Annotated in this window: 21 protein-coding genes; 7 read left to right on the plus strand and 14 right to left on the minus strand. The window is 67.0% G+C overall.

Translation table 11 applies throughout. The features are described from left to right. Positions 1–35 precede the first annotated feature (35 nt). Positions 36–1,664, plus strand: coding sequence for an acyl-CoA synthetase (locus tag ASE61_RS20015; protein WP_061969891.1), 1,629 nt, complete (start codon positions 36–38; stop codon positions 1,662–1,664). Between the two features lie 146 nt (positions 1,665–1,810). Here ASE61_RS20015 and ASE61_RS20020 read toward each other — a convergent pair whose 3' ends face one another. The 3 genes from ASE61_RS20020 to ASE61_RS20030 form a co-directional block, all read right to left on the minus strand. Beyond that, positions 1,811–2,314 (minus strand): YidB family protein, encoded by a 504-nt coding sequence (locus tag ASE61_RS20020; protein WP_061970296.1) that lies wholly within the window; start codon positions 2,312–2,314, stop codon positions 1,811–1,813. Between the two features lie 80 nt (positions 2,315–2,394). Continuing rightward, positions 2,395–2,655: a GlsB/YeaQ/YmgE family stress response membrane protein gene (locus tag ASE61_RS20025; RefSeq protein ID WP_061969893.1), complete on the minus strand. Its 261-nt coding sequence runs from the start codon at positions 2,653–2,655 to the stop codon at positions 2,395–2,397. 236 nt (positions 2,656–2,891) lie between these two features. Continuing rightward, the gene (locus ASE61_RS20030) at positions 2,892–3,080 is read right to left on the minus strand and encodes a YdcH family protein (protein ID WP_061970298.1); all 189 of its coding nucleotides are present in this window, start codon (positions 3,078–3,080) and stop codon (positions 2,892–2,894) included. Between the two features lie 230 nt (positions 3,081–3,310). On the opposite strand from ASE61_RS20030, the gene ASE61_RS20035 reads away from it, so the two are divergent. The 5 genes from ASE61_RS20035 to ASE61_RS20055 all read left to right on the plus strand — a co-directional run bounded on the left by ASE61_RS20035 (position 3,311) and on the right by ASE61_RS20055 (position 6,832). Then, a complete protein-coding gene (locus ASE61_RS20035) occupies positions 3,311–3,529 on the plus strand; it encodes a YdcH family protein (protein WP_047580734.1) in 219 nt (72 codons plus the stop codon). Between the two features lie 99 nt (positions 3,530–3,628). Beyond that, positions 3,629–4,129 (plus strand): 5-(carboxyamino)imidazole ribonucleotide mutase, encoded by a 501-nt coding sequence (gene purE / locus ASE61_RS20040; protein ID WP_061969895.1) that lies wholly within the window; start codon positions 3,629–3,631, stop codon positions 4,127–4,129. Next, positions 4,126–5,232: a 5-(carboxyamino)imidazole ribonucleotide synthase gene (locus ASE61_RS20045; protein ID WP_061969897.1), complete on the plus strand. Its 1,107-nt coding sequence runs from the start codon at positions 4,126–4,128 to the stop codon at positions 5,230–5,232. Before purE ends, ASE61_RS20045 begins: the two co-directional genes overlap by 4 nt. Positions 5,233–5,403: 171 nt before the next feature. Then, the gene (rpsU, locus tag ASE61_RS20050) at positions 5,404–5,637 is read left to right on the plus strand and encodes a 30S ribosomal protein S21 (protein WP_061969899.1); all 234 of its coding nucleotides are present in this window, start codon (positions 5,404–5,406) and stop codon (positions 5,635–5,637) included. Positions 5,638–5,980: 343 nt separating this feature from the next. Further along, positions 5,981–6,832 (plus strand): tetratricopeptide repeat protein, encoded by an 852-nt coding sequence (locus ASE61_RS20055; RefSeq protein ID WP_185745081.1) that lies wholly within the window; start codon positions 5,981–5,983, stop codon positions 6,830–6,832. Between the two features lie 20 nt (positions 6,833–6,852). Here ASE61_RS20055 and ASE61_RS20060 read toward each other — a convergent pair whose 3' ends face one another. From ASE61_RS20060 to ASE61_RS20095, 8 genes are all read right to left on the minus strand, one after another. Then, positions 6,853–7,725: an alpha/beta hydrolase gene (locus ASE61_RS20060; RefSeq protein ID WP_156407171.1), complete on the minus strand. Its 873-nt coding sequence runs from the start codon at positions 7,723–7,725 to the stop codon at positions 6,853–6,855. A 79-nt stretch (positions 7,726–7,804) separates the two neighbouring features. Continuing rightward, complete coding sequence (locus ASE61_RS20065; protein WP_061969901.1) at positions 7,805–9,211, minus strand: NAD(P)(+) transhydrogenase (Re/Si-specific) subunit beta; 1,407 nt, start codon at positions 9,209–9,211, stop codon at positions 7,805–7,807. A 5-nt stretch (positions 9,212–9,216) separates the two neighbouring features. Next, a complete protein-coding gene (locus ASE61_RS20070) occupies positions 9,217–9,651 on the minus strand; it encodes an NAD(P) transhydrogenase subunit alpha (RefSeq protein ID WP_061969903.1) in 435 nt (144 codons plus the stop codon). A 17-nt stretch (positions 9,652–9,668) separates the two neighbouring features. Then, the gene (locus ASE61_RS20075; RefSeq protein WP_061969905.1) at positions 9,669–10,808 is read right to left on the minus strand and encodes a Re/Si-specific NAD(P)(+) transhydrogenase subunit alpha; all 1,140 of its coding nucleotides are present in this window, start codon (positions 10,806–10,808) and stop codon (positions 9,669–9,671) included. Positions 10,809–10,845: 37 nt separating this feature from the next. Beyond that, complete coding sequence (locus tag ASE61_RS20080) at positions 10,846–11,130, minus strand: aa3-type cytochrome c oxidase subunit IV (protein ID WP_061969907.1); 285 nt, start codon at positions 11,128–11,130, stop codon at positions 10,846–10,848. A 300-nt stretch (positions 11,131–11,430) separates the two neighbouring features. Next, the gene (locus ASE61_RS20085; protein WP_061969908.1) at positions 11,431–12,798 is read right to left on the minus strand and encodes an ABC1 kinase family protein; all 1,368 of its coding nucleotides are present in this window, start codon (positions 12,796–12,798) and stop codon (positions 11,431–11,433) included. 75 nt (positions 12,799–12,873) lie between these two features. After that, positions 12,874–14,103, minus strand: coding sequence for a peptidase T (gene pepT / locus ASE61_RS20090; RefSeq protein WP_061969910.1), 1,230 nt, complete (start codon positions 14,101–14,103; stop codon positions 12,874–12,876). Next, positions 14,103–14,996: a 3-keto-5-aminohexanoate cleavage protein gene (locus ASE61_RS20095; RefSeq protein ID WP_244492921.1), complete on the minus strand. Its 894-nt coding sequence runs from the start codon at positions 14,994–14,996 to the stop codon at positions 14,103–14,105. The genes pepT and ASE61_RS20095 overlap by 1 nt, the downstream gene beginning before the upstream one ends. Before the next feature lie 120 nt (positions 14,997–15,116). Between ASE61_RS20095 and ASE61_RS20100 the strand changes: the two genes are divergently transcribed. Continuing rightward, entirely contained in the window at positions 15,117–16,742 is a 1,626-nt protein-coding gene (locus ASE61_RS20100) for an acyl-CoA synthetase (RefSeq protein WP_061969913.1), read from the plus strand. A gap of 12 nt (positions 16,743–16,754) precedes the next feature. On the opposite strand, the gene ASE61_RS20105 is transcribed toward ASE61_RS20100, so the two are convergent. The 3 genes from ASE61_RS20105 to ASE61_RS20115 are packed head-to-tail and all read right to left on the minus strand — an operon-like array spanning position 16,755 to position 20,121. Then, entirely contained in the window at positions 16,755–17,606 is an 852-nt protein-coding gene (locus tag ASE61_RS20105) for a PCC domain-containing protein (RefSeq protein ID WP_061969915.1), read from the minus strand. Next, positions 17,603–19,237 carry an acyl-CoA synthetase gene (locus ASE61_RS20110; RefSeq protein WP_061969916.1) on the minus strand — a complete coding sequence of 545 codons (1,635 nt, stop codon included), beginning with the start codon at positions 19,235–19,237 and terminating at the stop codon, positions 17,603–17,605. The genes ASE61_RS20105 and ASE61_RS20110 overlap by 4 nt, the downstream gene beginning before the upstream one ends. Next, positions 19,234–20,121 carry an IclR family transcriptional regulator gene (locus ASE61_RS20115; RefSeq protein ID WP_061970301.1) on the minus strand — a complete coding sequence of 296 codons (888 nt, stop codon included), beginning with the start codon at positions 20,119–20,121 and terminating at the stop codon, positions 19,234–19,236. The genes ASE61_RS20110 and ASE61_RS20115 overlap by 4 nt, the downstream gene beginning before the upstream one ends. Positions 20,122–20,220: the final 99 nt, after the last annotated feature.

Genomic DNA, 20,220 nt, shown 5'->3' on the forward strand with positions numbered 1-20,220 from the left:
GCTAAGGCTGCCAGCGCTTGCAAGGAAGGCTCCCGATGACCCGTTCGGCCTATGACACCGATCTCGACCGCAATCCGGCGAACTACCAGCCGCTGACACCGCTCGCCTTCCTCGAGCGCGCCGCCTCGGTCTTCCCCGAGCGCACCGCGATCATCCACGGCCCGCTGCGCCGCTCCTATGCTGAATTCTACGCCCGATCGCGCCGCCTCGCCTCGGCGCTGGCGAAGCACGGCATCGGCAAGAACGACACGGTCGCAGCAATGCTGCCGAACACGCCGGCCATGCTCGAATGCCATTACGGAGTGCCGATGGCCGGCGCCGTCCTGAACACGCTGAACACCCGGCTCGACGCGGCGATCATCGCCTTCTCGCTCGACCATGGCAGCGCGAAGGTGCTGATCACCGATCGGGAATTCTCGAAGACGATCAAGGAAGCGCTTGCCCTCTGCAAGGCGAAGCCCCTCGTCATCGACTATGACGACCCGGTCTATGACGGCCCCGGCGAACGGCTGGGCCAGATCGAATACGAGGATTTCCTCGCCTCCGGCGATCCGGATTTCGACTGGCTGATGCCGTCGGACGAGTGGGACGCCATCGCGCTCAACTACACCTCCGGCACCACCGGCGACCCCAAGGGCGTGGTCTATCACCATCGCGGCGCCAACCTGCTGGCGACCTCGAACGTCATCACCGGCAATCTCGGCCGGCATCCGGTCTATCTCTGGACGCTGCCGATGTTCCACTGCAACGGCTGGTGCTTCCCCTGGACGATCTCGATCGTCGCCGGCACCCATGTCTGCCTGCGCCAGGTCCGGGCCAGGGCGATGTACGATGCGCTGGCCGACCATGGCGTGACCCATCTCTGCGGTGCGCCGATCGTGATGTCGGCGCTACTCAACGCCACGCCCGAGGAGCGCCGCGACTTCCCGCAGACGGTCTCCTTCTTCACCGCCGCCGCCCCGCCGCCCGAGGCCGTGCTCGCCGGTATGAAGCAGGCCGGCTTCGAGGTGACCCATCTCTACGGGCTGACCGAGTGCTACGGGCCTGCCGTCGTCAACGACTGGAACGACGACTGGAACGCGCTCTCTCCGGCCGAGCAGGCCGCCAGGAAGGCCCGCCAGGGCGTGCGCTATCCGGCGCTCGAAGGGCTCGACGTGCTCGATCCCGAGACGATGCAGCCCGTCCCCCGCGACGGCCAGACGCTCGGCGAGGTGATGATGCGCGGCAATGTCGTGATGAAGGGCTATCTCGGCAACCGGAAATCGACCGAGGCCGCCTTCACTGGGGGCTGGTTCCATACCGGCGATCTCGGCGTGCGTTATCCCGACGGCTATATCCAGCTCAAGGACCGCTCGAAGGACATCATCATCTCCGGCGGCGAGAACATCTCCTCGATCGAGGTCGAGGACGCGCTCTACAAGCACCCGGCCGTGCAGGCGGCCGCCGTGGTCGCACGCCCCGACGAGAAATGGGGCGAAACCCCCTGCGCCTTCATCGAACTGAAGCCGGGCAAGAGCGCGACCGAGGCTGAGATCATCGCCTGGTGCCGGGAGCAGCTCGCGGCGTTCAAATGCCCGCGGACCATCGTCTTCGCCGAAGTGCCGAAGACCTCGACCGGCAAGATCCAGAAATTCCGACTGCGCGAGATGGCACGGGCGCTGTAGGCCAGCCGGCCCGGCCACCGCGTCCGGCAGTCGTCATGCTCGCCCTTGTGGCGAGCATCCACGTCTTGAACACGTCCCTCGGCGAGCGAAGACGTGGATGGTCGGGACAAGCCCGACCATGACGTGGAGCGTAGCGAGCCGCGCTCTCAGGCCCCGGCGCGATCGAGCCTTCCATTCGGCGTGAAGCGGTCGACGGCTTCCGGCAGGACCTGCGACAGCCGGTCGAGCAATTCGTCGCGCGACAGGCCCGTGCGGGTCGCGATCGCATCGATCACCTGCGGGCCGAGCGCCTGTTCGAGATCATTGGGCGCGACCTGCTGGTTGGGTCCGTGCTGCACCCAGGAATCGACCTTCTCGCTCTGTCCCGCCTGCTTGAAGCGGTCGGCGAGCTCGCCGAGCCCGCCATTCAGCATGCCGCCGACACCGCCGGCCCCGAGCAATCCGCCGAGACCACCGAGAAGCCCGCCATCGCCCTGCGGCGCGGCCCCTGCCTGGCCCGGCTGCGGCACCGGCGCCTCGCCCGGTTCAGGCTGGCCGCGCCCGCCAAGCCATTCGGAGATCTTGTCGCGGTTCTGGTAGCCGGCGACGGCGAGGAGGCCCAGAAGGGCGGTCAGGGACGGAAATCCGCTGCTGCTGTTGTCGTCACTCACGGCAATCACTCCATGTGGGAGAAAATATCGGCTTGGAGTCGCATCGCGACAGCCGGAAGCCGATGCGGGAACGGTCGGGTTCAGACAGCGCGATTGCGGCTGCTGATCATCCCCCAGACGGCCAGGACGATGACGGCGCCGACGACGGCGCCGATCAGCCCGGCTCCCTCGCCCGGCGCGTACCAGCCGAGCGACTGGCCGAGCCAGGTCGCGACGAAGGCCCCGACGATGCCGAGGATCGTCGTCAGGATGAAGCCGGCAGGCTCGTTCGAGCCCGGCATGACGAACTTGGCGACGACGCCGGCAATGAAACCGATGATGATGGTCCAGATGATGCCCATGACAGTCTCCCCCGCGCGAGGCGCGCCCGGCCTCAACTGGCCATCGCGCAAGATGTTCCCGCCAGCTTGCATCACCCCGAAACGGGCGATGCGGTTTTCGGAACATGCCGAAGCAGCTTCAAAGTCCATTGTGTCATTCCGTTGACGGCTCTTGCAGCCGCCTACGAAAAACCGGCCCTTTCGGGCCGGTCCATCCGCATCTGTGTAGCACTCAAAGGGCCTGGCGGCCCGCAGGCTCAGTGCAAGGTTCGCTCCGGCATGGTCATCCGTACGCGTTCGATCTCATCCTTCAGTTGCAATTTCTTCCGCTTCAGCTCTGCGAGGCTGAGGTCACTCGAAGACGGGCTCGCCACAGCCTGGGAGATGGCGTCCTCGAGTTGACGGTGCTTGCGCTCGAGTTCCGCAAGACGGGTCTGCAACGACATCTGGATCCTCCTGATGAGCGGTTGACTTAACCAATCTGGCATAGAGCCGGCTTCACGTCTTCCCCGCGCCGTCACACGGCATTCATGAGATTCTGTGATCGTGACCGGTCCGTTTCCGGAAAGCCGTGAATAGATGGCTTCCCTATGCCTTCAGCCGCCTTGCCCGCACTTGCAGGACTCCGGGCGGCACGCGCATAGTCGCCCCCGATCAAGGCGATGATGAGATGCCCATGGGATTCGAGCTCAGCCCGGAAGAGGTCGAGACCTTCACCTCCGAACTCGCGCGGCTGCGCGAGGAGCACCGCGATCTCGACAGCGCCATCGATGCGCTGGAGCGCGTGGGCTCGATCAATCAGGTCCAGGTCCAGCGCCTGAAGAAGCGCAAGCTCTACCTCAAGGACCGCATTTCCCAGATCGAGGACGCACTGACGCCCGACATCATTGCCTGAAGCCGCCCTTTCCGGCTGCCTTACGCCGATTCGCCCTTGCTTACCCCGCGTCGACCGGTCTAGATCGCGCGCTTCCGGAGCCGAGCCCGAGCGCATTCCATGGCAGCCAGCAGCCCACCCGTCGCCATCATCATGGGCAGCCAGTCCGACTGGGCGACGATGCGTCACGCAGCCGAGGCTCTCGACACGCTCGCCATCCCTTATGACGCCCGCATCGTCTCGGCTCATCGCACGCCGGAGCGGCTCTTCGACTTCGCCAAGGGTGCGAAGGCCGAGGGCTTCAAGGTGGTCATCGCCGGTGCCGGCGGCGCCGCGCATCTGCCGGGCATGACGGCATCGCTGACGCCGCTGCCGGTTTTCGGCGTGCCCGTCGAATCCAAGGCCCTGTCGGGCCAGGACAGCCTGCTCTCGATCGTCCAGATGCCGGCCGGCATCCCGGTCGGCACGCTTGCCATCGGCCGCGCCGGCGCCGTCAACGCCGCCCTCCTTGCCGCAGCCGTGCTCGCCCTGTCCGATCAGGCGCTCGCCGAACGCCTCGACGCCTACCGCGCCCGCCAGAGCGCCGGCATCGCCGAGCGCCCCAACCGGGACGACGCATGAATCCTCCCGTTCCCACCGGCCTCGCCCCCGGCGCCATGCTCGGCATCCTCGGCGGCGGCCAGCTCGCCCGGATGATGGCGCTCGCCGCCGCCGATCTCGGCATCCGCTGCCATGTCTTCGCGCCCGAGACCGACAGCCCGGCCTTCGACGTGGCGGCGCGCCATACCGTCGCGGATTATGAGGACCAGGAGGCGCTCGCCCGCTTCGCTGACGCCGTCGATGTCGTCACCTACGAGTTCGAGAACGTCCCGGCCGCGACCGCCGCCTTCCTCGCTGCGCGTGTGCCGCTCCATCCCGGCGCGCGGGCGCTTGCGGTGACCCAGGACCGGCTCAGCGAGAAGCGCTTCGTCTCCGAACTCGGCCTGGCCGTCGCGCCGTTCCGGGCCGTCGATTCGCTCGCCGATCTCGAAACGGCCGCCGCCGAGCTCGGCCGCCCCTCGGTCCTGAAGACCCGCCGCTTCGGCTATGACGGCAAGGGCCAGGTCAAGATCGCGCCGGGCAGCGACCTCGCCCAGGCTCATGAGGCGATCGGGCGCTTTCCCGCGATCCTCGAAGGCTTCGTCTCCTTCGTGCGCGAGGTCTCGGTCGTCGCCGCGCGCGGGCTCGACGGCTCCTTCGCCGCCTTCGACGTCTGCGAGAACGAGCACCGCGACCATATCCTCGCCTATACCCGCATCCCCGCGAATCTCTCGGAAGGCGCATCGCTCCAGGCGATAGACGCCGCCCGCCGCATCGGCGAGGCGCTCGGCTATGTCGGCGTCTTTGCCGTGGAGTTGTTCGTACTCGAGGCCGAGGGCGACCTCGCCGAGCGCGTCGTCGTCAACGAGATCGCCCCGCGCGTCCATAATTCCGGACATTGGACCAGCGAGGGCGCCGAGACCTCGCAGTTCCACCAGCATGTCCGCGCCGTCTGCGGTTTCCCGCTCGGCTCGACCGCCCGGCGCGGCCGCGTCGAGATGGAAAATCTGATCGGTGCGAGCGCGCTGCGTTGGCGCGAACTGCTGGCCGAACCCGGCGCGCATCTGCATCTCTACGGCAAGCGCGACGCCCGTCCGGGCCGCAAGATGGGCCATGTCACCCGGGTCACGGACGAGCGCGCCTGAGCGCCCGGTTCCAGGCCGATCCCCGAACTGCATCCGACCCCGCATTTTCAAGGGATTGCGGCGTGGACAGCCGAAATGAATTCTGCTATCGGCACCCATCTTCGCGCGGTGGGCTCTGGCTTATCGCCGGCCTCCATTCTTGGATCAACCCGTTAAGGACGGACGTTTCACGTGCAGGTTCTCGTTCGCGACAACAATGTCGATCAGGCGCTCCGCGCCCTCAAGAAGAAGATGCAGCGCGAGGGCATCTTCCGTGAGATGAAGCTTCGTGGCCACTACGAAAAGCCTTCCGAGAAGCGCGCTCGCGAAGAGGCCGAGGCCGTGCGCCGCGCCCGCAAGCTCCAGCGCAAGAAGCTCCAGCGCGAAGGCCTCCTGCCCGCGCCGGTGAAGCCCAAGCGCCCCTGAGACCCTCTGGCTGCCCTGTTTGGGGCTGCCATGACAGGGCCGATAGTGATTTGCGCCTGGAGCTCGCTCCGGGCGCGTTGTCATTTGAGCGACGTTAACCAAGTTTTGGCGGATTTCGGGCGTCTTCTCCGAGAGAGCGCTGCCGGTCTGGGAGCGCGACCACGCCGCGACGGCTTGCATCGGACCGAAAAGTGAAATCCGCTTTTCGAACAAATCCGGTGCTGGAACAATAAGCCGGTTCGTCACTTTGCGCCCAGCAGGACGCATGGCGATCCGGAAGCCGGGCATCCTCCGGAACGAGGGCATCGCGGCAAGCGAAGCACGAAAACCGATGAGGCAGAGCATGATCCGAGGCAATTACTGGTTGGCCGCAGCCGGCATGGCGCTGGCCCTGGCGGGTTGCGACACCGTCTCCAATCTCGGCTCACAGCCCGCCGTCGCCGAACTCGATACCCGCGACACCGCCGACGCCAGCGTCAATATCGGCTCGCTGAGCGAGGTCATCTCGCGCAATCCGAACGACCCCGGCGCCTATAACACCCGCGGCGCGGCCTATGCCCGCGTCGGCCGCTTCTCGGATGCGATCTCGGACTTCACCAAGGCGGTGCAGATCGATCCGACCCTCGCTTCCGCCTATACGAATCGCGGCCTCGCGCTGCGCCAGAGCGGCCGCGCCGATTCGGCGCTCGCCGATTTCAACCGCGCCACCACCGCCAATGCGAATTATGCGCCGGCCTATATCGCCCGCGCCAATCTGCTGCGCGCGCAGGGCAACAGCCAGCAGGCGCTGGCCGATCTCAACACCGCGATCCGGCTCAATCCCGAATCGGCGGAAGCCTTCCATGCCCGCGGCCTCGTCTACCAGAAGGAAGGCCAGCATCAGAATGCCGTCACCGATTTCGACTCGGTGATCGACCGCAATCCCTACACCGCCCCGCCCTATATCGCGCGCGGCGAGAGCCTGAACGCGCTTGGCAAGTACGATTCCGCGCAGGAGGACTTCACGGCCGCCCTCAACGTCGACAACCGCAATGCCAATGCCTGGGCCGGCCGCGGCTTCGCCTTCGAGAAGCTCGGCAAGAAGGCCGAAGCCTCCGAAGCCTATCAGCGCGCGCTTTCCATCGACGGCAACAATGCCCAGGCCCGCGCCGGCTCATCGCGCCTCGGCGGCGGGGGCGGCTTCTTCCGGAGCTGACGGAGCATCGGAGGCGCGCCTCAGGGGCGCGGGCCGGCTCCCTCCCCGATCATGCGGCGTTCCGCCCCGCCGATGCTGCCTGATACGGCATCGGCCAGGAAACGCCTGATCTCGCCGATCGATCCGTAGCGCGGCAGATCCGCGTGCCGCCCCGCGGCAAAGCCCAGGAAGCGCTTGGGCGCGTTCGCGAGCGCGTAGAGCTGCTGTCCCTGCGCGAAGGGAATCACCTGGTCGCGCTCGCCATGCAGCACGAGCAGCGGCGCCCGGACCCGGGCGATGATCTCATCCGAGCGGAACTGGTCCTTCATCACCAGGCTGAGCGGCAGATAGGGATAGAGCCCCTGCTCCACAGCCAGGGTCGAACGATAGGGCGCCTCCAGCACCACCGCCTGGAGCGGCACCTCTGCCGCGAGCTTCAGCACCACGCCGGTGCCCAGCGACTCGCCGTATCCGGCCAGCCTGCCGGCGCCGAACCGCGCCGCAGCAGCGCCATAGGCCGCCCGCGCGTCCTGCAGCAGCCCCTCTTCGCTCGGAGTGCCGGAGGAGCCGCCATAGCCGCGATAGCTGATGGCGAACAGGCCCGTGCCGTCCTCCGTGAGCCCCCGAAAGCGCTCCACGCGCCCGGGCCTGCCGAGATTGCCGGCATTGCCGTGGAAATAGAGCAGGACCGGCTTGCCCGCACGCGGCGGCACGACCCAGGCGACCAGCCGCTCGCCATCGGCCGTGGCCACGCTGACCTCCTCGGCGGCGGCGAGCCCGGCCGCAGTGATGTCCGCCCTCGCCGGATCGCGCGGATACATCATCTCGCGCTGGCGCAGATAGAGCATGCCCAGCCCGGCGAAGTAGCCCGCCAGCCCCAGCAACAGCAGCAGTTTCAGCAGACGCCGGATCATCGCGCGATGCAGGTTCCGGAAACGAAAGGGCCGGCGATCAAGCCGGCCCTTTGCAGCAATCCGATGACGGCTCGGCGCGTCAGTGCGCCATCGCCTTGACGATCGCGTCGGTGACCTTCTTGGCGTCGCCGAACAGCATCATGGTGTTGGGGCGGAAGAACAGTTCGTTCTCGACGCCGGCATAGCCCGCCGCCATGCCGCGCTTGATGAAGAGCACGGTCTTGGCCTTCTCGACGTCGAGGATCGGCATGCCGTAGATCGGCGAGGACTTGTCGGTCTTGGCGGCCGGGTTGGTGACGTCGTTGGCGCCGATGACGAAGGCGACGTCGGCCTGGCCGAATTCCGAGTTGATGTCCTCGAGCTCGAAGACCTCGTCATAGGGCACGTTGGCCTCGGCCAGCAGCACGTTCATATGGCCGGGCATGCGGCCTGCGACCGGATGGATGGCGTATTTGACCTCGACGCCCTCCTTCTTGAGCAGGTCGGCCATCTCGCGCAGCGTGTGCTGCGCCTGTGCCACCGCCATGCCGTAGCCGGGCACGATGATGACCTTGCCGGCATTCTTCATGATGTAGGCGGCATCGTCGGGCGAGCCCTGCTTGACCGGCCGTGCCTCGACCGCGCCACCCGCGCCGGCCGCGGCGTCATCGCCGCCGAAGCCGCCGAGGATGACCGAGATGAAGCTCCGGTTCATCGCCTTGCACATGATGTAGGACAGGATCGCACCGGACGAGCCGACCAGCGCGCCGGTGATGATCAGCGCCATGTTGCCGAGCGTGAAGCCGATGCCCGCCGCGGCCCAGCCGGAATAGGAGTTCAGCATCGAGACGACGACCGGCATGTCGGCGCCGCCGATCGGGATGATCAGCAGCACGCCGAGCACCAGCGAGACCGCGACGATCAGCCAGAAGACGGTGTGGCTCTCGCTCTTGATGAAGATCGCCAGCAGCACCACGAGCGCGATGCCGAGCCCGATATTGATGCCATGGCGCTGCGGCAGCATGATCGGCTTGCCGCTCATCCGCCCGTCGAGCTTGAGGAAGGCGATGATCGAGCCGGTGAAGGTGACCGCGCCGATCGCGACGCCGAGCGCCATCTCGAACAGGCTCGCGCCCTTGATCGAGCCGGCATGGCCGATGCCGAAGGCTTCAGGGGCATAGAGCGCCGCCGCCGCCACCAGCACCGCGGCAAGGCCGACCAGCGAGTGGAAGAAGGCGACGAGCTGCGGCATCTGCGTCATCTGCACGCGCTTGGCCATGACCGCGCCGATACCGCCGCCAATGGCGATGCCGATGATGACGAGCAGCCAGCCCGAGAAGCCCGACGGCGGAAAGAACACCACGGTCGTGACGATGGCGATCGCCATGCCGATCATGCCGTAGCGGTTGCCCTGTCGCGAGGTCGTCGGATGCGACAGGCCGCGCAGGGCCATGATGAAGAGGACGCCGGAGACGACGTAGAGCAGGGCTGAGAGGTTCGCGGCCATGGCGATCAGCCCTTCTTCTTGTACATCGCGAGCATTCGCTCGGTGACGAGGAAGCCGCCGAAGATATTCACCGAGGCGAGGACCAGCGCGAGGAAGCCGAAGACCTTGGCCCAGATCGGCCCGTCACCGAGCGTCGGCAGGGTCTCGACGCCGACCGCCAGCAAGGCGCCGACGACGATGACCGAGGAGATCGCGTTGGTGACCGACATCAGCGGCGTGTGCAGCGCCGGCGTCACCGACCAGACGACGTAGTAGCCGACGAAGACGGCGAGCACGAAGATCGCGAGGCGATAGACCGTCGGGTCGACGCCGCCGGTCGCGATGCTGGCCGCGGCCGCAGCCTGATCGGCGTAGCGCTCGGCGAGCTCGGCTGCCTGTTTGGCGAGAGCGGCCGCGTTGCGGGCCTGTTCGAGAGCCTGTTCGGTGGAGGGAGTTGCCATGGTCGGAATTCCTTCGCTCAGGCCTTGGCTGAGAAATTCGGGTGGATGACGGCACCGTCCTTCGTCAGGGCGGTCGCCTTGACCAGCTCGTCGTCCCAGTTCACCGCGAGCTTCTTCTCGGCCTTGTCGATCAGCGTCTCGACGAAGGCGAAGAGGTTCTTGGCGTAGAGCGAGGAGGAGGTTGCGGGCAGGCGGCCGGGCACGTTGAGATGCCCGACGATCTTGACGCCGTTATCGGTGGTCACGACTTCGCCCGCCTTGGCGAGCTCGCAATTGCCGCCGCGCTCGACCGCGAGATCGACGATCACGGAGCCGGGCTTCATGCTCTCGACCATCGCCGCCGAGATCAGCTTCGGCGCAGGCCGCCCCGGGATCAGCGCGGTGGTGATGACGATGTCCTGCTTGGCGATGTGGCTCGCGGTCAGCTCCGCCTGCTTCGCCTGGTATTCCTTGGACATCTCCTTGGCATAGCCGCCGGCGGTCTGCGCCTGCTTGAATTCCTCGTCCTCGACGGCGAGGAACTTGGCGCCGAGCGATTCGACCTGTTCCTTGGTGGCGGGGCGCACGTCGGTCGCGGTGACGATGGCGCCGAGGCGCCGCGCGGTCGCGATCGCCTGCAGGCCGGCGACGCCGACCCCCATCACGAAGATCTTCGCAGCCGGCACGGTGCCCGCCGCCGTCATCATCATCGGCAGCGCCCGGCCGTATTCGGCCGCGCCGTCGATCACGGCGCGATAGCCCGCGAGATTGGCCTGCGAGGACAGCACGTCCATCACCTGGGCCCGGGTGATGCGCGGCATGAACTCCATGGCGAAGGCGGCGACATTGGCCTTGGCCAGCGCCGCGACCTGCGCCTCGTTGCCATAGGGGTCCATCGTCGCGACGACGAGCGCACCAGCCGGCAGGCCGGCGATCTCGCTCTCCGACGGACGCCGCACCTTCAGCACGATAGCCGCGCCGGCCAGCGCTTCCGCCGCCGTTTTCGCGATCGTCGCCCCTGCTGCCTCATAATCCGCATCGAGGATGCCGGAGGCTTTGCCCGCCCCGGCCTCGACCACGACCTCGGCACCGAGGCCCTTGAACTTGCGGACGGTCTCCGGCGTCGCTGCGACGCGGGTTTCCGCCCCTTGCGTTTCGGCTGGGACAGCAATGCGCATGGCGGGAAAAGGCCTTTCCGGCGTTATGGGGAGACGGTCAGAGCAGGAGCAGCGCGAGCAGCATCAGCACCAGCGAGACGAGAGGCGCGCGCCAGGAGATCGACGGGGCGGCGATGCCGATGCCCGTGCCGATGACGGCAAGAAGCGTGCCGATCAGCGCCGTGCCCCAGGCGTGCTTGGTGCCGCCGACGGCAAGCGCCGCGACGATGGCGAGCGAGGCGACGGTCGCAACCTCGGCGAAATGCACGAAGCCGGTATAAGTCCGCTCATGCTCGGGATAGTCCATCGCGGGGGCGTCGGCGTGATGGGCGTGGTCGGCCATGGTCTCGATCCTGAAAAAGACACAGTCTCTCTAAGCCTGTAGCGCACCCGCGACGCACGGGCAACGCGGCAGCTTGCTGCAACGGTGGAGCATGCCGTCGCAACCTCGCACGCCCACTCTCTAGCGGACGATGCCGACCAATTCAATCGATTTAAATAGAGGATTATTCTCGTTATTGGCCAATTTTGAGAACGATTACGTCACTCGGCAGCGGCCGGGAGCATGGCATCGCCGCCCGTCGGGTCGGACCGACGGTATCGGCAGCCCCTGTTTCACGGAGGCAGACGGCGACTGAGCGCCTTATGCCGCCGGCTTCAACCCCGCAGCCGTCAGTGCCGCACCCTGCTGCGCCGCGACGCGCTCGACGGAAAATCCCTCGATCTCCGCTTCGAACAAGCGGTGGAAATTCAGCTCGGCGTCGAGATGCAGGAAGACGCCGCCGAGCCCGATCGCGGCGCGGTCCATGAACACGAACTCGCGCGGGACCGTCACGGGTCCGCGCGCCTTCAGGGCCTGATGCATCTGGAAAGCCTGCTTGCGCCCGTATTCGGCCGGGCTGACATCCTCGGCGATGCGCCTGACCCGGTCCTCCAGCAGCGGCCCATAGATGAAGCGTGCCCAGATGTTCAGGGTGTCGACGAGATCTTTCGTCAGTCCCTTGAAGCCCCAGGTCTCATAGGCGTGGACGACGCGGGCCTCCTCGCCGTCGCGCAGGCCTTTGTAGAGATCGACGACGCCGCCGACGAAGCTCGGCGGAAAGATGCGGATGCAGCCGTAGTCGAGCAGGTTGATGCCCTTTGGCTCCCCGCTCTCCGAGAACACCGTGTAGTTCCCGAGATGCGGATCGCCATGGATGACGCCGTGATGGCTGAACGGACGCCACCACGCCTTGAACATCGCCGTCGAGATCCGGTCCCGCACCGCCTGCCCGTCTTGCTTGTGCGAGAGAATCGGGCTGCCCTCGAGCCAGTGCATGGTGAGAAGCCGCCCGGTCGAGAGCCCGGCCTCGACAGCCGGCACGCGAATTTCCGGCGTATCCGACAGGATCGCCTGATAGAGCGCGGCATGCTTGGCCTCGCGCCGGTAGTCGAGCTCCTCGCGGACACGGGCGCCGATCTCCTTGGCGATCTCGGTGGTATCGATCACCGCGCCCATGCGCCGGTGCAGCGAGAACAGCACCTCGAGTTGCGCGATATCGGCCTCCACCGCCGATTCCATGTCGGGATACTGCAGCTTGCAGGCGAGCGCCGCGCCCTCCAGCGTCGTCGCGCGATGCACCTGCCCCAACGAGGCCGCAGCCGCCGGCTTCAGATCGAATTCACCGAAGCGCTCGCGCCAGCTGGCACCGAGCTCGGCCATCATCCGGCGCTTGACGAAGGCCGCGCCCATCGGCGGCGCCTGCGATTGCAGCTTCTGCAATTCGGCGGCGTATTCCGGCGGCACGACATCGGGAATGGTGGCGACGAGCTGCGCCACCTTCATGATCGGCCCCTTCAGCCCGCCCAGTGCCTTGGCCAGCGCCTCGGCATTGGAGGCATCGCGCCCTTCGACGCCGAAGAGCCGGGCGCCGGCCATCCGGGCGGCCACCCCGCCGACATTGGCGCCGACGCGGGCATAGCGCGCCGCGCGAGCGGAGAATCGGTTGGCTTCGGCGTCGCGTTCGGACATGCGGATCGTGCTTTCGCTGTTCCTGCCCACCTCATGTAGGCACCGGCGAGCCGCACGCCAATGCGACAAGCCGCGCTAGGCGCCCTGCCCCGCCAGCAGGCAGATGCGCCGCGCCACCTCATAGGAGGTCTCGAAAGCCGGCAGCGGCAGGAATTCGAAGCGCGAGTGGAAATTATGCGCGCCGGTGAAGAAATTCGGCGTCGGCAGCCCGCGCGCCGAGAGCGCCGCCCCGTCCGTGCCGCCCCGCATCGGGATCCGCTTCGGCGCGATCTGCAATTCGGACAGCGCCGCCATCAAGAGATCGACCGAGCGCCGGTCTTCGCCCAGGCTGTCGGCGATATTGCCGTAGACATCGCTCACCTCCGAGGTGACCCGTCCGGTCGGATAGCGCTTTGCAATCTCCACCGCGACCTCACCGATCCGCCGCTTGCGAGCTTCGAAGGACGCCTTGTCGAAGTCGCGGATATTGGCGCGAAGCACCGCCTCGGCCGCATTGGCGACGAGTTCGACGAACCAGGTATAGCCCTCGCGGCCGGCCGTGTTCTCCGGCGTTTGCGCCCGGTCGAAAGCGGCCATGTAATCCTGCGCCATCAGGATCGGGTTCACCAGCACGCCCTTCGCCGACATCGGATGGGCGGTGACGCCGGTGAAGACGATCTCGGCCATGGCGGCGTTGAAATTCTCCCAGACGACCTCGCCGACCTCGCAGCTGTCGATCGTATAGGCGAAATCGCAATCGAAGCGGGCGAGATCGAGCGCCTTGGCGCCGCGCAGGCCGATCTCCTCGTCCGGCACGAAGGCGACGAGGATGTCGCCATGCTCGTCCTCGGGGCGCAGTTCCGCCAGCAGCGTCATCACGATCGCGACCGCCGCCTTGTTGTCCGCGCCGAGCACGCTGGTGCCGTCGCTGAAGACGATCTCGTTGCCCTTGTAGCGGATGATCTCGGGATGCTCGGCGACGCGCAGCCAGATGTCCTTCTCCGCGTTGAGGCAGAGATCCTCGCCTTCGAAGCGCAGCAACTGCGGCTTGATCACCGGCGACAGGCCGACATCGACCGTATCGACATGGGCGATGAAGCCGATGCGCGGCGCGCCGGGCTTCGTGCCACGCTTCAGCGCCGTCACCGTGGCGTGATCGTCGATCACGACATTCTCCAGCCCGAGCGCGCGCAATTCACCGGCGAGCAGTTCCGCCAGCACCTGCTGGCCCGGCGTGCTCGGCAGGCTGGTCGCCTTCATGTCGCTCTGGCTCTCGATCGCGACGTAGCGCAGGAACCGGTCGAGCAATTTATCGCGCACACTCACTACGCTTCTCCCTTCCCCTGCTGCGCCAGCCAATCCCGCACCTCGGCCGCGCTTGCCGGCTTCCCGCCGGCAGCCTCGACCCGGCGGACGGTGTCCGCGATCAATTCGCGATTCGTCTTGTCGCAGCCGAAGGGCGCATCCTCCAGCCCGCCGCGGACATGGACGCCCCGCGCCACGGCCGGGCCGATCAGGTCTCTGAGATCGACGCCGAGCCCGGCAATCATCACGGGGGCATCGGGCGCATCCTCGGCGAGCAGCTTGAGATGCGCCTCCAGCGCCCATTCGCGCGGCGGAAAGCCCCAGGCGAAGGCATCCGAGAACATCAGCCGGTAGATCGGCATGGGCATGCCCGGATAGGCCCTGGCCAGCGCGGCGCCGAGCCGGGTGAAGCCGGGCTCGTAGATCGCATAGCTCGGATGGACCTTGTGGCGCTCAGCCACCTCCATCCCTTCGCGGATATGCTCGCCGGGGTTCTGGTAGATGAAACCGGCCTCGCCTTCCGGGATGCCGGAGAAGGTCGTCCAGTTGCACGAGCCGGGATCGAGCACGCCCCATTCGGCGAGGCCGCGCTTCGCCAGCTCCTCGAGATGGGTGTAGCGGCCGGAGCCGATCATGTCGCCGGCATAGCCCGAGCCGAGGATCGGGATGGTCGGGTAGACGATCGCGTCGACCCTGGCGCGGATACCCTCGATCGCCTGCGCATAAAGCTGCCAGTCGTCGCGCTGCCGGCCGGTCGCCATGTCGTAGACATGTAGATGCACGATGGCGGCGCCCGCCTCCACAGCGGCGATGCCATCCGCGACGATATCGCGAATGCTGACAGGTATGCCCGGCTGGCGCTCCTTGCCCCAGGGGCCGTTGATCGCGGCCTCGACCCAGATCGGTTTGGTCACGGGCATGTCCTCGCTTCTCCGCAATTTTGCGCAAACCGTAAGCTGCTCCGCTCGGGCTTGTCAGCCCATAGGCCGGCTGGGCAGGATCGGCGCAAACGCATGCGAAGATCGGAGCCCACCATGCTCGAACACCGCGCGACCTATCGCGACACGCTGGACGCCTTCGCCTGGCGCATCCCGGAGCGGTTCAATATCGGCACGGCCTGCTCGGACGCCCATGCCGATGGCACCGGCAAACCGGCGCTGATCTTCGAGGAAGACGGCGGAAAACTCGCGACACTCTCCTTCGATGAACTGGCTCGCGCCTCGAACCGCTTCGCCAATCTGCTCGGCGCTCACGGCATCGGCCCGGGCGAGCGCGTCGGCATCCTGCTGCCGCAATCGCCGCAGACCGCGATCGCCCATCTCGGCGCCTATAAGCTCGGCGCCATCGCCCTGCCGCTCTTCATCCTGTTCGGACCCGAGGCTCTGGAGCATCGGCTTGGCCATAGCGGCGCCAGCGTGCTCGTCACCGACGCCGAGAATATCGGCAAGGTCGAGGCGATCCGCGACGCGCTGCCGAACCTGCACAAGATCTTCGTCGTCGACGGCGCCGGTCATCTCGATTTCGAGGCGGAGATGGCGAAGGCCTCCGACCGCTTCACCGCGGCAGACACCCGCGCCGACGACCCCGCCGTGATCATCTATACCTCTGGCACGACAGGTAAGCCCAAGGGCGCACTGCATGCCCATCGCGTGCTGCTCGGCCATCTGCCGGGTGTGCAATTGCCGCAGGAGTTCTTCCCCCAGCCGGGCGACCTGTTCTGGACCCCAGCCGACTGGGCCTGGATCGGCGGCCTGCTCGATGTGCTCCTGCCCAGCCTTTATTGCGGCGTGCCGGTGCTCGCCTCCCGCGCCCGCAAATTCGATCCCGAAGCCGCCTTCGCGCTGATGAACAGGCACAAGGTGCGCAACGCCTTCCTGCCGCCGACCGCGCTCAAGCTGATGCGGCAAGTCAACAATCCCCAACGCTTCGGCTACCAGATGCGCTCGATCGGCACCGGCGGCGAGACGCTCGGCGCCGACATGCTCGACTGGAGCCGCGAGACCTTCGGCTTCCCGGTCAACGAGTTCTACGGCCAGACCGAGGCGAATCTGCTCGTTTCCAATTGCGCGAGCCTCTACCGGGTGAAGCCCGGCTCGATGGGCCGTGCCGTGCCCGGCCACCGCGTCGCGGTGATCTCGCCCGAGGGCCGCGAACTGCCTGATGGCGAGCAGGGGCTGATCGCGGTCGCACGGCCCGATCCCGTGATGATGCTGGAATACTGGAACCAGCCCGAAGCCACCGCGGCGAAGTTCATCGGCGACTGGCTCGTCACCGGCGACAGCGGCGCGCGCGACGAGGAAGGCTATTTCTGGTTCCAGGGCCGCGACGACGACATCATCTCCTCGGGCTCCTACCGCATCGGACCCGGCGATATCGAGGATTGCATCATCCGCCATCCGGCCGTGCTGATGGTCGCGGTCGTCGGCGTGCCCGATCCGGTTCGCACCGAGATCGTCAAGGCCTTCGTGCTGCCGAAGCCGGGCGTGACGCCGACGGCGGAGCTGGCGAAGGAAATCCAGGCCTTCGTGCGCGACCGGCTGGCAGCCTACCAGTATCCGCGCGAGGTCGAGTTCGTGACGGAGCTGCCATTGACTGCGACCGGCAAGATCATGCGCAAGGATCTGCGCAACCGGGAGATCGCGAAACAGCAGGGCGGTTGACGGGCTGAAACGTCAACGCGCCTCCAGCACGAGCTCGAACGTCATCAGCACCGGGTTGTCGCCACGCTTCAGGCGGCCGCTCGCCAGAGCGCCGCTATAGTCGACCAAGGCGACATCGATCGCCGATTCGAAGCCGCCGGCACCGCGGGCGATCCGCCCCTCCGTGATCGCAACCTCCGTCGCGAAATTCTCGACCACACCACCATCGACAAACCGCGCCCCGATGGTCGAGCCGACACCGCCATGGATGACAGCCTCGCGGATGCCGCGCTCTGCGCAAAACGATTCCAATGCCCCGCAGAAATCGACATTCGGCTTCACCCGCAGCGCGAAGAACCGCCCTGCCCCGGCGCCACCCAATGCCGCCGCCACCGGCCCGAACAGCTTGAAATGCGTCTCGCTATCCGGCTCGGCCGCAAAGACCGCGCCATTGAGCCCGACGGCCTCCACGGTGATCGTCTCGGCAACCACCGTCTCATCCGGCAGGATATGGCCGCCGCTGCGCTTGCCATCGCCCTCCACCCACAGCGCATGAGCATGGAAGAACGGCGCGCCATCGCGCTGGCCGAAGGTCATCGCGCCCACTTCGACACCAGCTCCCCCTTCCGGCCGGAAGGTGTCGCTATAGAAAGCCGCATGCTCAGGCGTCTTCGACAGCGCCGGCATCACATAGGCGAAGGGCGAGAGTTTCAGCCCGTCGAGCTTCACCACGCCCGAGGCGAACCCCTCGGCTGCGAAGCCGCTCCTCACCGCCTCCAGCAGGGGCACACCGGCCGGCAGCGTCAGCGAGAAGGAGCGCCCGCCGCACTCCACCCACTGGATGCGCTCGGGCGTTCCCGTACCGGGCTGCTGGATGCGCCTCACGATGCCTTCCCCTTCAGGAAATCGAGCTCGCCGCGCCTCTCCAGCTCGTCCTTGACGAGGCGCTTCGGCACCTTGCCATAGCCCGATTTCGGCAGGGCCTCCCAGAACAGGAAGCGCTTCGGCATCTTGTACCGGGCGATCTTGGGCCCGAGGAAATCCGCGATCTCGCCTTCGGTCGCGTTCTGGCCCGGCCGGTTGACGCAGACCGCGATGCCGATCTCGCCCCAGACCGGATCAGGCACGCCGAGCACCGCGACCTCCGCGATGGCAGGATGCGTCAGGATCTTCTCCTCGATCTCGCGCGGATAGATGTTCGAGCCGCCGGAGATATACATGTCCGAGGCGCGGCCGGTGATGTAGACGAAGCCCTGTTCGTCCATATGGCCGAGATCGCCGGTGCGGAACCAGCCGTTGCGGAAGGATTTCGCATTGGCTTCCGGGTTGTCGTAATAGCCCGCGAAGACGGCCGGCCCGATCACGCAGATCTCGCCTTGGACGCCCGCCTCGACCTCCTTGCCGTCCTCGTCCTGGATCTGCACCTGCATGCCCGTGCGCTCGAAGCCGCAGGTGCCGATGCGGGCGTTCGGGCCGTCCTCGGCCTCGTGCAGGGCCGGCGGCAGCACGGTGATGTTGCCGGTGACCTCGCCCAGCCCGAAATACTGCACGATCACCTTGCCGAGTTTCTTGAGCGCCGCCTTCTGGTCCTCGCGATACATCGGCGCGCCCGCATAGATGATGTAGCGCAGGCTGGAATGATCGTGCTGGTCGGCGGCGGGATGCTCGACCAGCATCTTCAGGATCGTCGGCACTGTGAAGATGTTGCTGATGCGATGCTTCGCGATCAGGCGATAGGCTTCGTCGATGTCGAAACGCTCGGTCGGCAGCAGGATCGAGGACGCGCCGCGCGCCGAGATCATCAATTGGTGCACGCCTGCGCCATGCGAGAGCGGCGCCACCACCAGAGAGGCGTCCTTTTCGGTCGAGCCGGGCACGAGGTCGCAGAGATGGTTGGTGATGACGAAGCCCATCTGGCCATGGGTCAGCACCGCCGCCTTGGAGCGCCCGGTCGTGCCGGAGGTGAAGAAGAACCAGCAGGGATCGTCGTGCTCGACCCCGGCGTTCTCGACCTTTTCGCCGCGGTGGCGCGCGATCACGGCGCCGACCTCGTCCTCGCCGAAAGCGCCCTCGCCGATCCGCCAGGTGAACTCCGGCGCCGGGCTCGCAGCCGCGACCGCCGCGGCATGTTCCGGGAAATCGCCATGGCAGAGGAAACCCTTGGCGCCGGAAGCCGTCGCGAGATAGGCGACCTCGTCCGGCAGCAGGCGGAAATTCGTCGGCACCCAGACGGCGCCGAGCCGGAAGGTCGCGAACATCGAGATAAACATCGCGTCGCAGTTCTTGGAGTGAACCAGCAGGCGGTCGCCCTTGCCGATGCCACGCGCCCGCAGGCCCGCCGCCAGCGCGGAGACCTGCGCATCGATCTCGGCCCAGTCGAGCGTCTTCTCGCCCCAGATGAAGGCGGGGTGTGCGGGCAGGCGCCGGGCATTCTGCGTCGCGATATGGGCGAGGTTCATCACACGCCGCGTCATCGGCACGACGCCCCCGGTCGGGGCTGGTTTTGCAGAGCTCATCTTGCGGCTCTCCCTGTCTCGATGGAACGCGGTGCGGCGGCCACGGTTGGCCGTGCTGCCCGCTTGGATACGAACATCTGCTTGAGCAGCGCTTCCAGCCGCTCGGCTTCGCGCGCCAGCAGGAGCGAAAGCTCTGCCTGCCGGGCCGGTACCATCCGGCTGTCGATCGCGGCGATCGACAGCGCCCCTGCGACCCGCCCGTCCGGGTAGCGGAAAGCCCGGCCGATGCCCCATGAGCTGGCGACGAGCCGGCCGGGATTGAGCGAGAAGCCGCGCGCCCGTGTCCCGACGACGTCGGACCGCAAAGCCTGCGGCGCGAAGCCTGGATAGCGGGCCAGCAAGACGGCCTCGTTAGCCGCGATGACCCGGTCCACATCGTCGTCCGGCAGGGCCGCCAGCATGGCGAGCGAGCCCGCACCGACGCCGAGCGGGTGCTGGTCGCCGGCCTGCAGCGCGTGCGTGCGGACCGGATAGGTCCCCTCCTCCCGATGCAGGCAGATCGCATAGTTCTCGCGCCGGACGGTGAGGAAGCTCGTATCCTGCGTCTCGGCCGAAAGCCGGCGCAGGCCCTCCATCGCGATCTCGAGCAGGCTATGGCGCCGCGCGGCCAGCACGCCGAGCACGAAGGCCTCCTCGCCCAGGCAATAACGCCGCGTCTGCGGCTCCTGCTCGACCAATCCCGCCCGCATCAGCGCCAGCAGAAGGCGCCGCGTCGTCGGCTTGTTGAGGCCGCTGCCGGAGACGATCTCGCCAAGCGGCAACCCCTCGGCCGGCTCCCGCCCGATCAGCGAGAGCAGCCCGAGCGCGCGGTCGACGCTCTGCGAGCCGGACAGCCCGGCTTCGGGCGCGAAATTTGGCGGCAAGCGCTCCTCCACACAGTCCATGATATGGACCTTGTTCTTGTTCTCCAACCGTAGATGGGCGCTTTGCGGATTGCAATGCCGCTTCCCTTGTGTAATCTGCCTGCCGTCCCGCTGTCCGGC

It is taken from the genome of Allobosea sp. Root670 (genome assembly GCF_001429415.1).
In the GTDB taxonomy this organism is placed as follows: Bacteria; Pseudomonadota; Alphaproteobacteria; order Rhizobiales; family Beijerinckiaceae; genus Allobosea; species Allobosea robiniae.

Bases quoted from the DNA above. Each gene is read 5' to 3' on its own strand.
- ASE61_RS20070 (WP_061969903.1), bottom strand. From the start codon at position 9,651: ATGGCAACTCCCTCCACCGAACAGGCTCTCGAACAGGCCCGCAACGCG.
- ASE61_RS20100 (WP_061969913.1), top strand. From the start codon at position 15,117: ATGCTCGAACACCGCGCGACCTATCGCGACACGCTGGACGCCTTCGCC.
- ASE61_RS20030 (WP_061970298.1), bottom strand. From the start codon at position 3,080: ATGTCGTTGCAGACCCGTCTTGCGGAACTCGAGCGCAAGCACCGTCAA.
- ASE61_RS20085 (WP_061969908.1), bottom strand. From the start codon at position 12,798: ATGTCCGAACGCGACGCCGAAGCCAACCGATTCTCCGCTCGCGCGGCG.
- ASE61_RS20075 (WP_061969905.1), bottom strand. From the start codon at position 10,808: ATGCGCATTGCTGTCCCAGCCGAAACGCAAGGGGCGGAAACCCGCGTC.
- purE (WP_061969895.1), top strand. From the start codon at position 3,629: ATGGCAGCCAGCAGCCCACCCGTCGCCATCATCATGGGCAGCCAGTCC.
- ASE61_RS20080 (WP_061969907.1), bottom strand. From the start codon at position 11,130: ATGGCCGACCACGCCCATCACGCCGACGCCCCCGCGATGGACTATCCC.
- ASE61_RS20065 (WP_061969901.1), bottom strand. From the start codon at position 9,211: ATGGCCGCGAACCTCTCAGCCCTGCTCTACGTCGTCTCCGGCGTCCTC.
- ASE61_RS20060 (WP_156407171.1), bottom strand. From the start codon at position 7,725: ATGATCCGGCGTCTGCTGAAACTGCTGCTGTTGCTGGGGCTGGCGGGC.
- ASE61_RS20115 (WP_061970301.1), bottom strand. From the start codon at position 20,121: ATGGACTGTGTGGAGGAGCGCTTGCCGCCAAATTTCGCGCCCGAAGCC.
- ASE61_RS20025 (WP_061969893.1), bottom strand. From the start codon at position 2,655: ATGGGCATCATCTGGACCATCATCATCGGTTTCATTGCCGGCGTCGTC.
- ASE61_RS20035 (WP_047580734.1), top strand. From the start codon at position 3,311: ATGGGATTCGAGCTCAGCCCGGAAGAGGTCGAGACCTTCACCTCCGAA.
- ASE61_RS20015 (WP_061969891.1), top strand. From the start codon at position 36: ATGACCCGTTCGGCCTATGACACCGATCTCGACCGCAATCCGGCGAAC.
- ASE61_RS20110 (WP_061969916.1), bottom strand. From the start codon at position 19,237: ATGAGCTCTGCAAAACCAGCCCCGACCGGGGGCGTCGTGCCGATGACG.
- ASE61_RS20055 (WP_185745081.1), top strand. From the start codon at position 5,981: ATGATCCGAGGCAATTACTGGTTGGCCGCAGCCGGCATGGCGCTGGCC.
- ASE61_RS20045 (WP_061969897.1), top strand. From the start codon at position 4,126: ATGAATCCTCCCGTTCCCACCGGCCTCGCCCCCGGCGCCATGCTCGGC.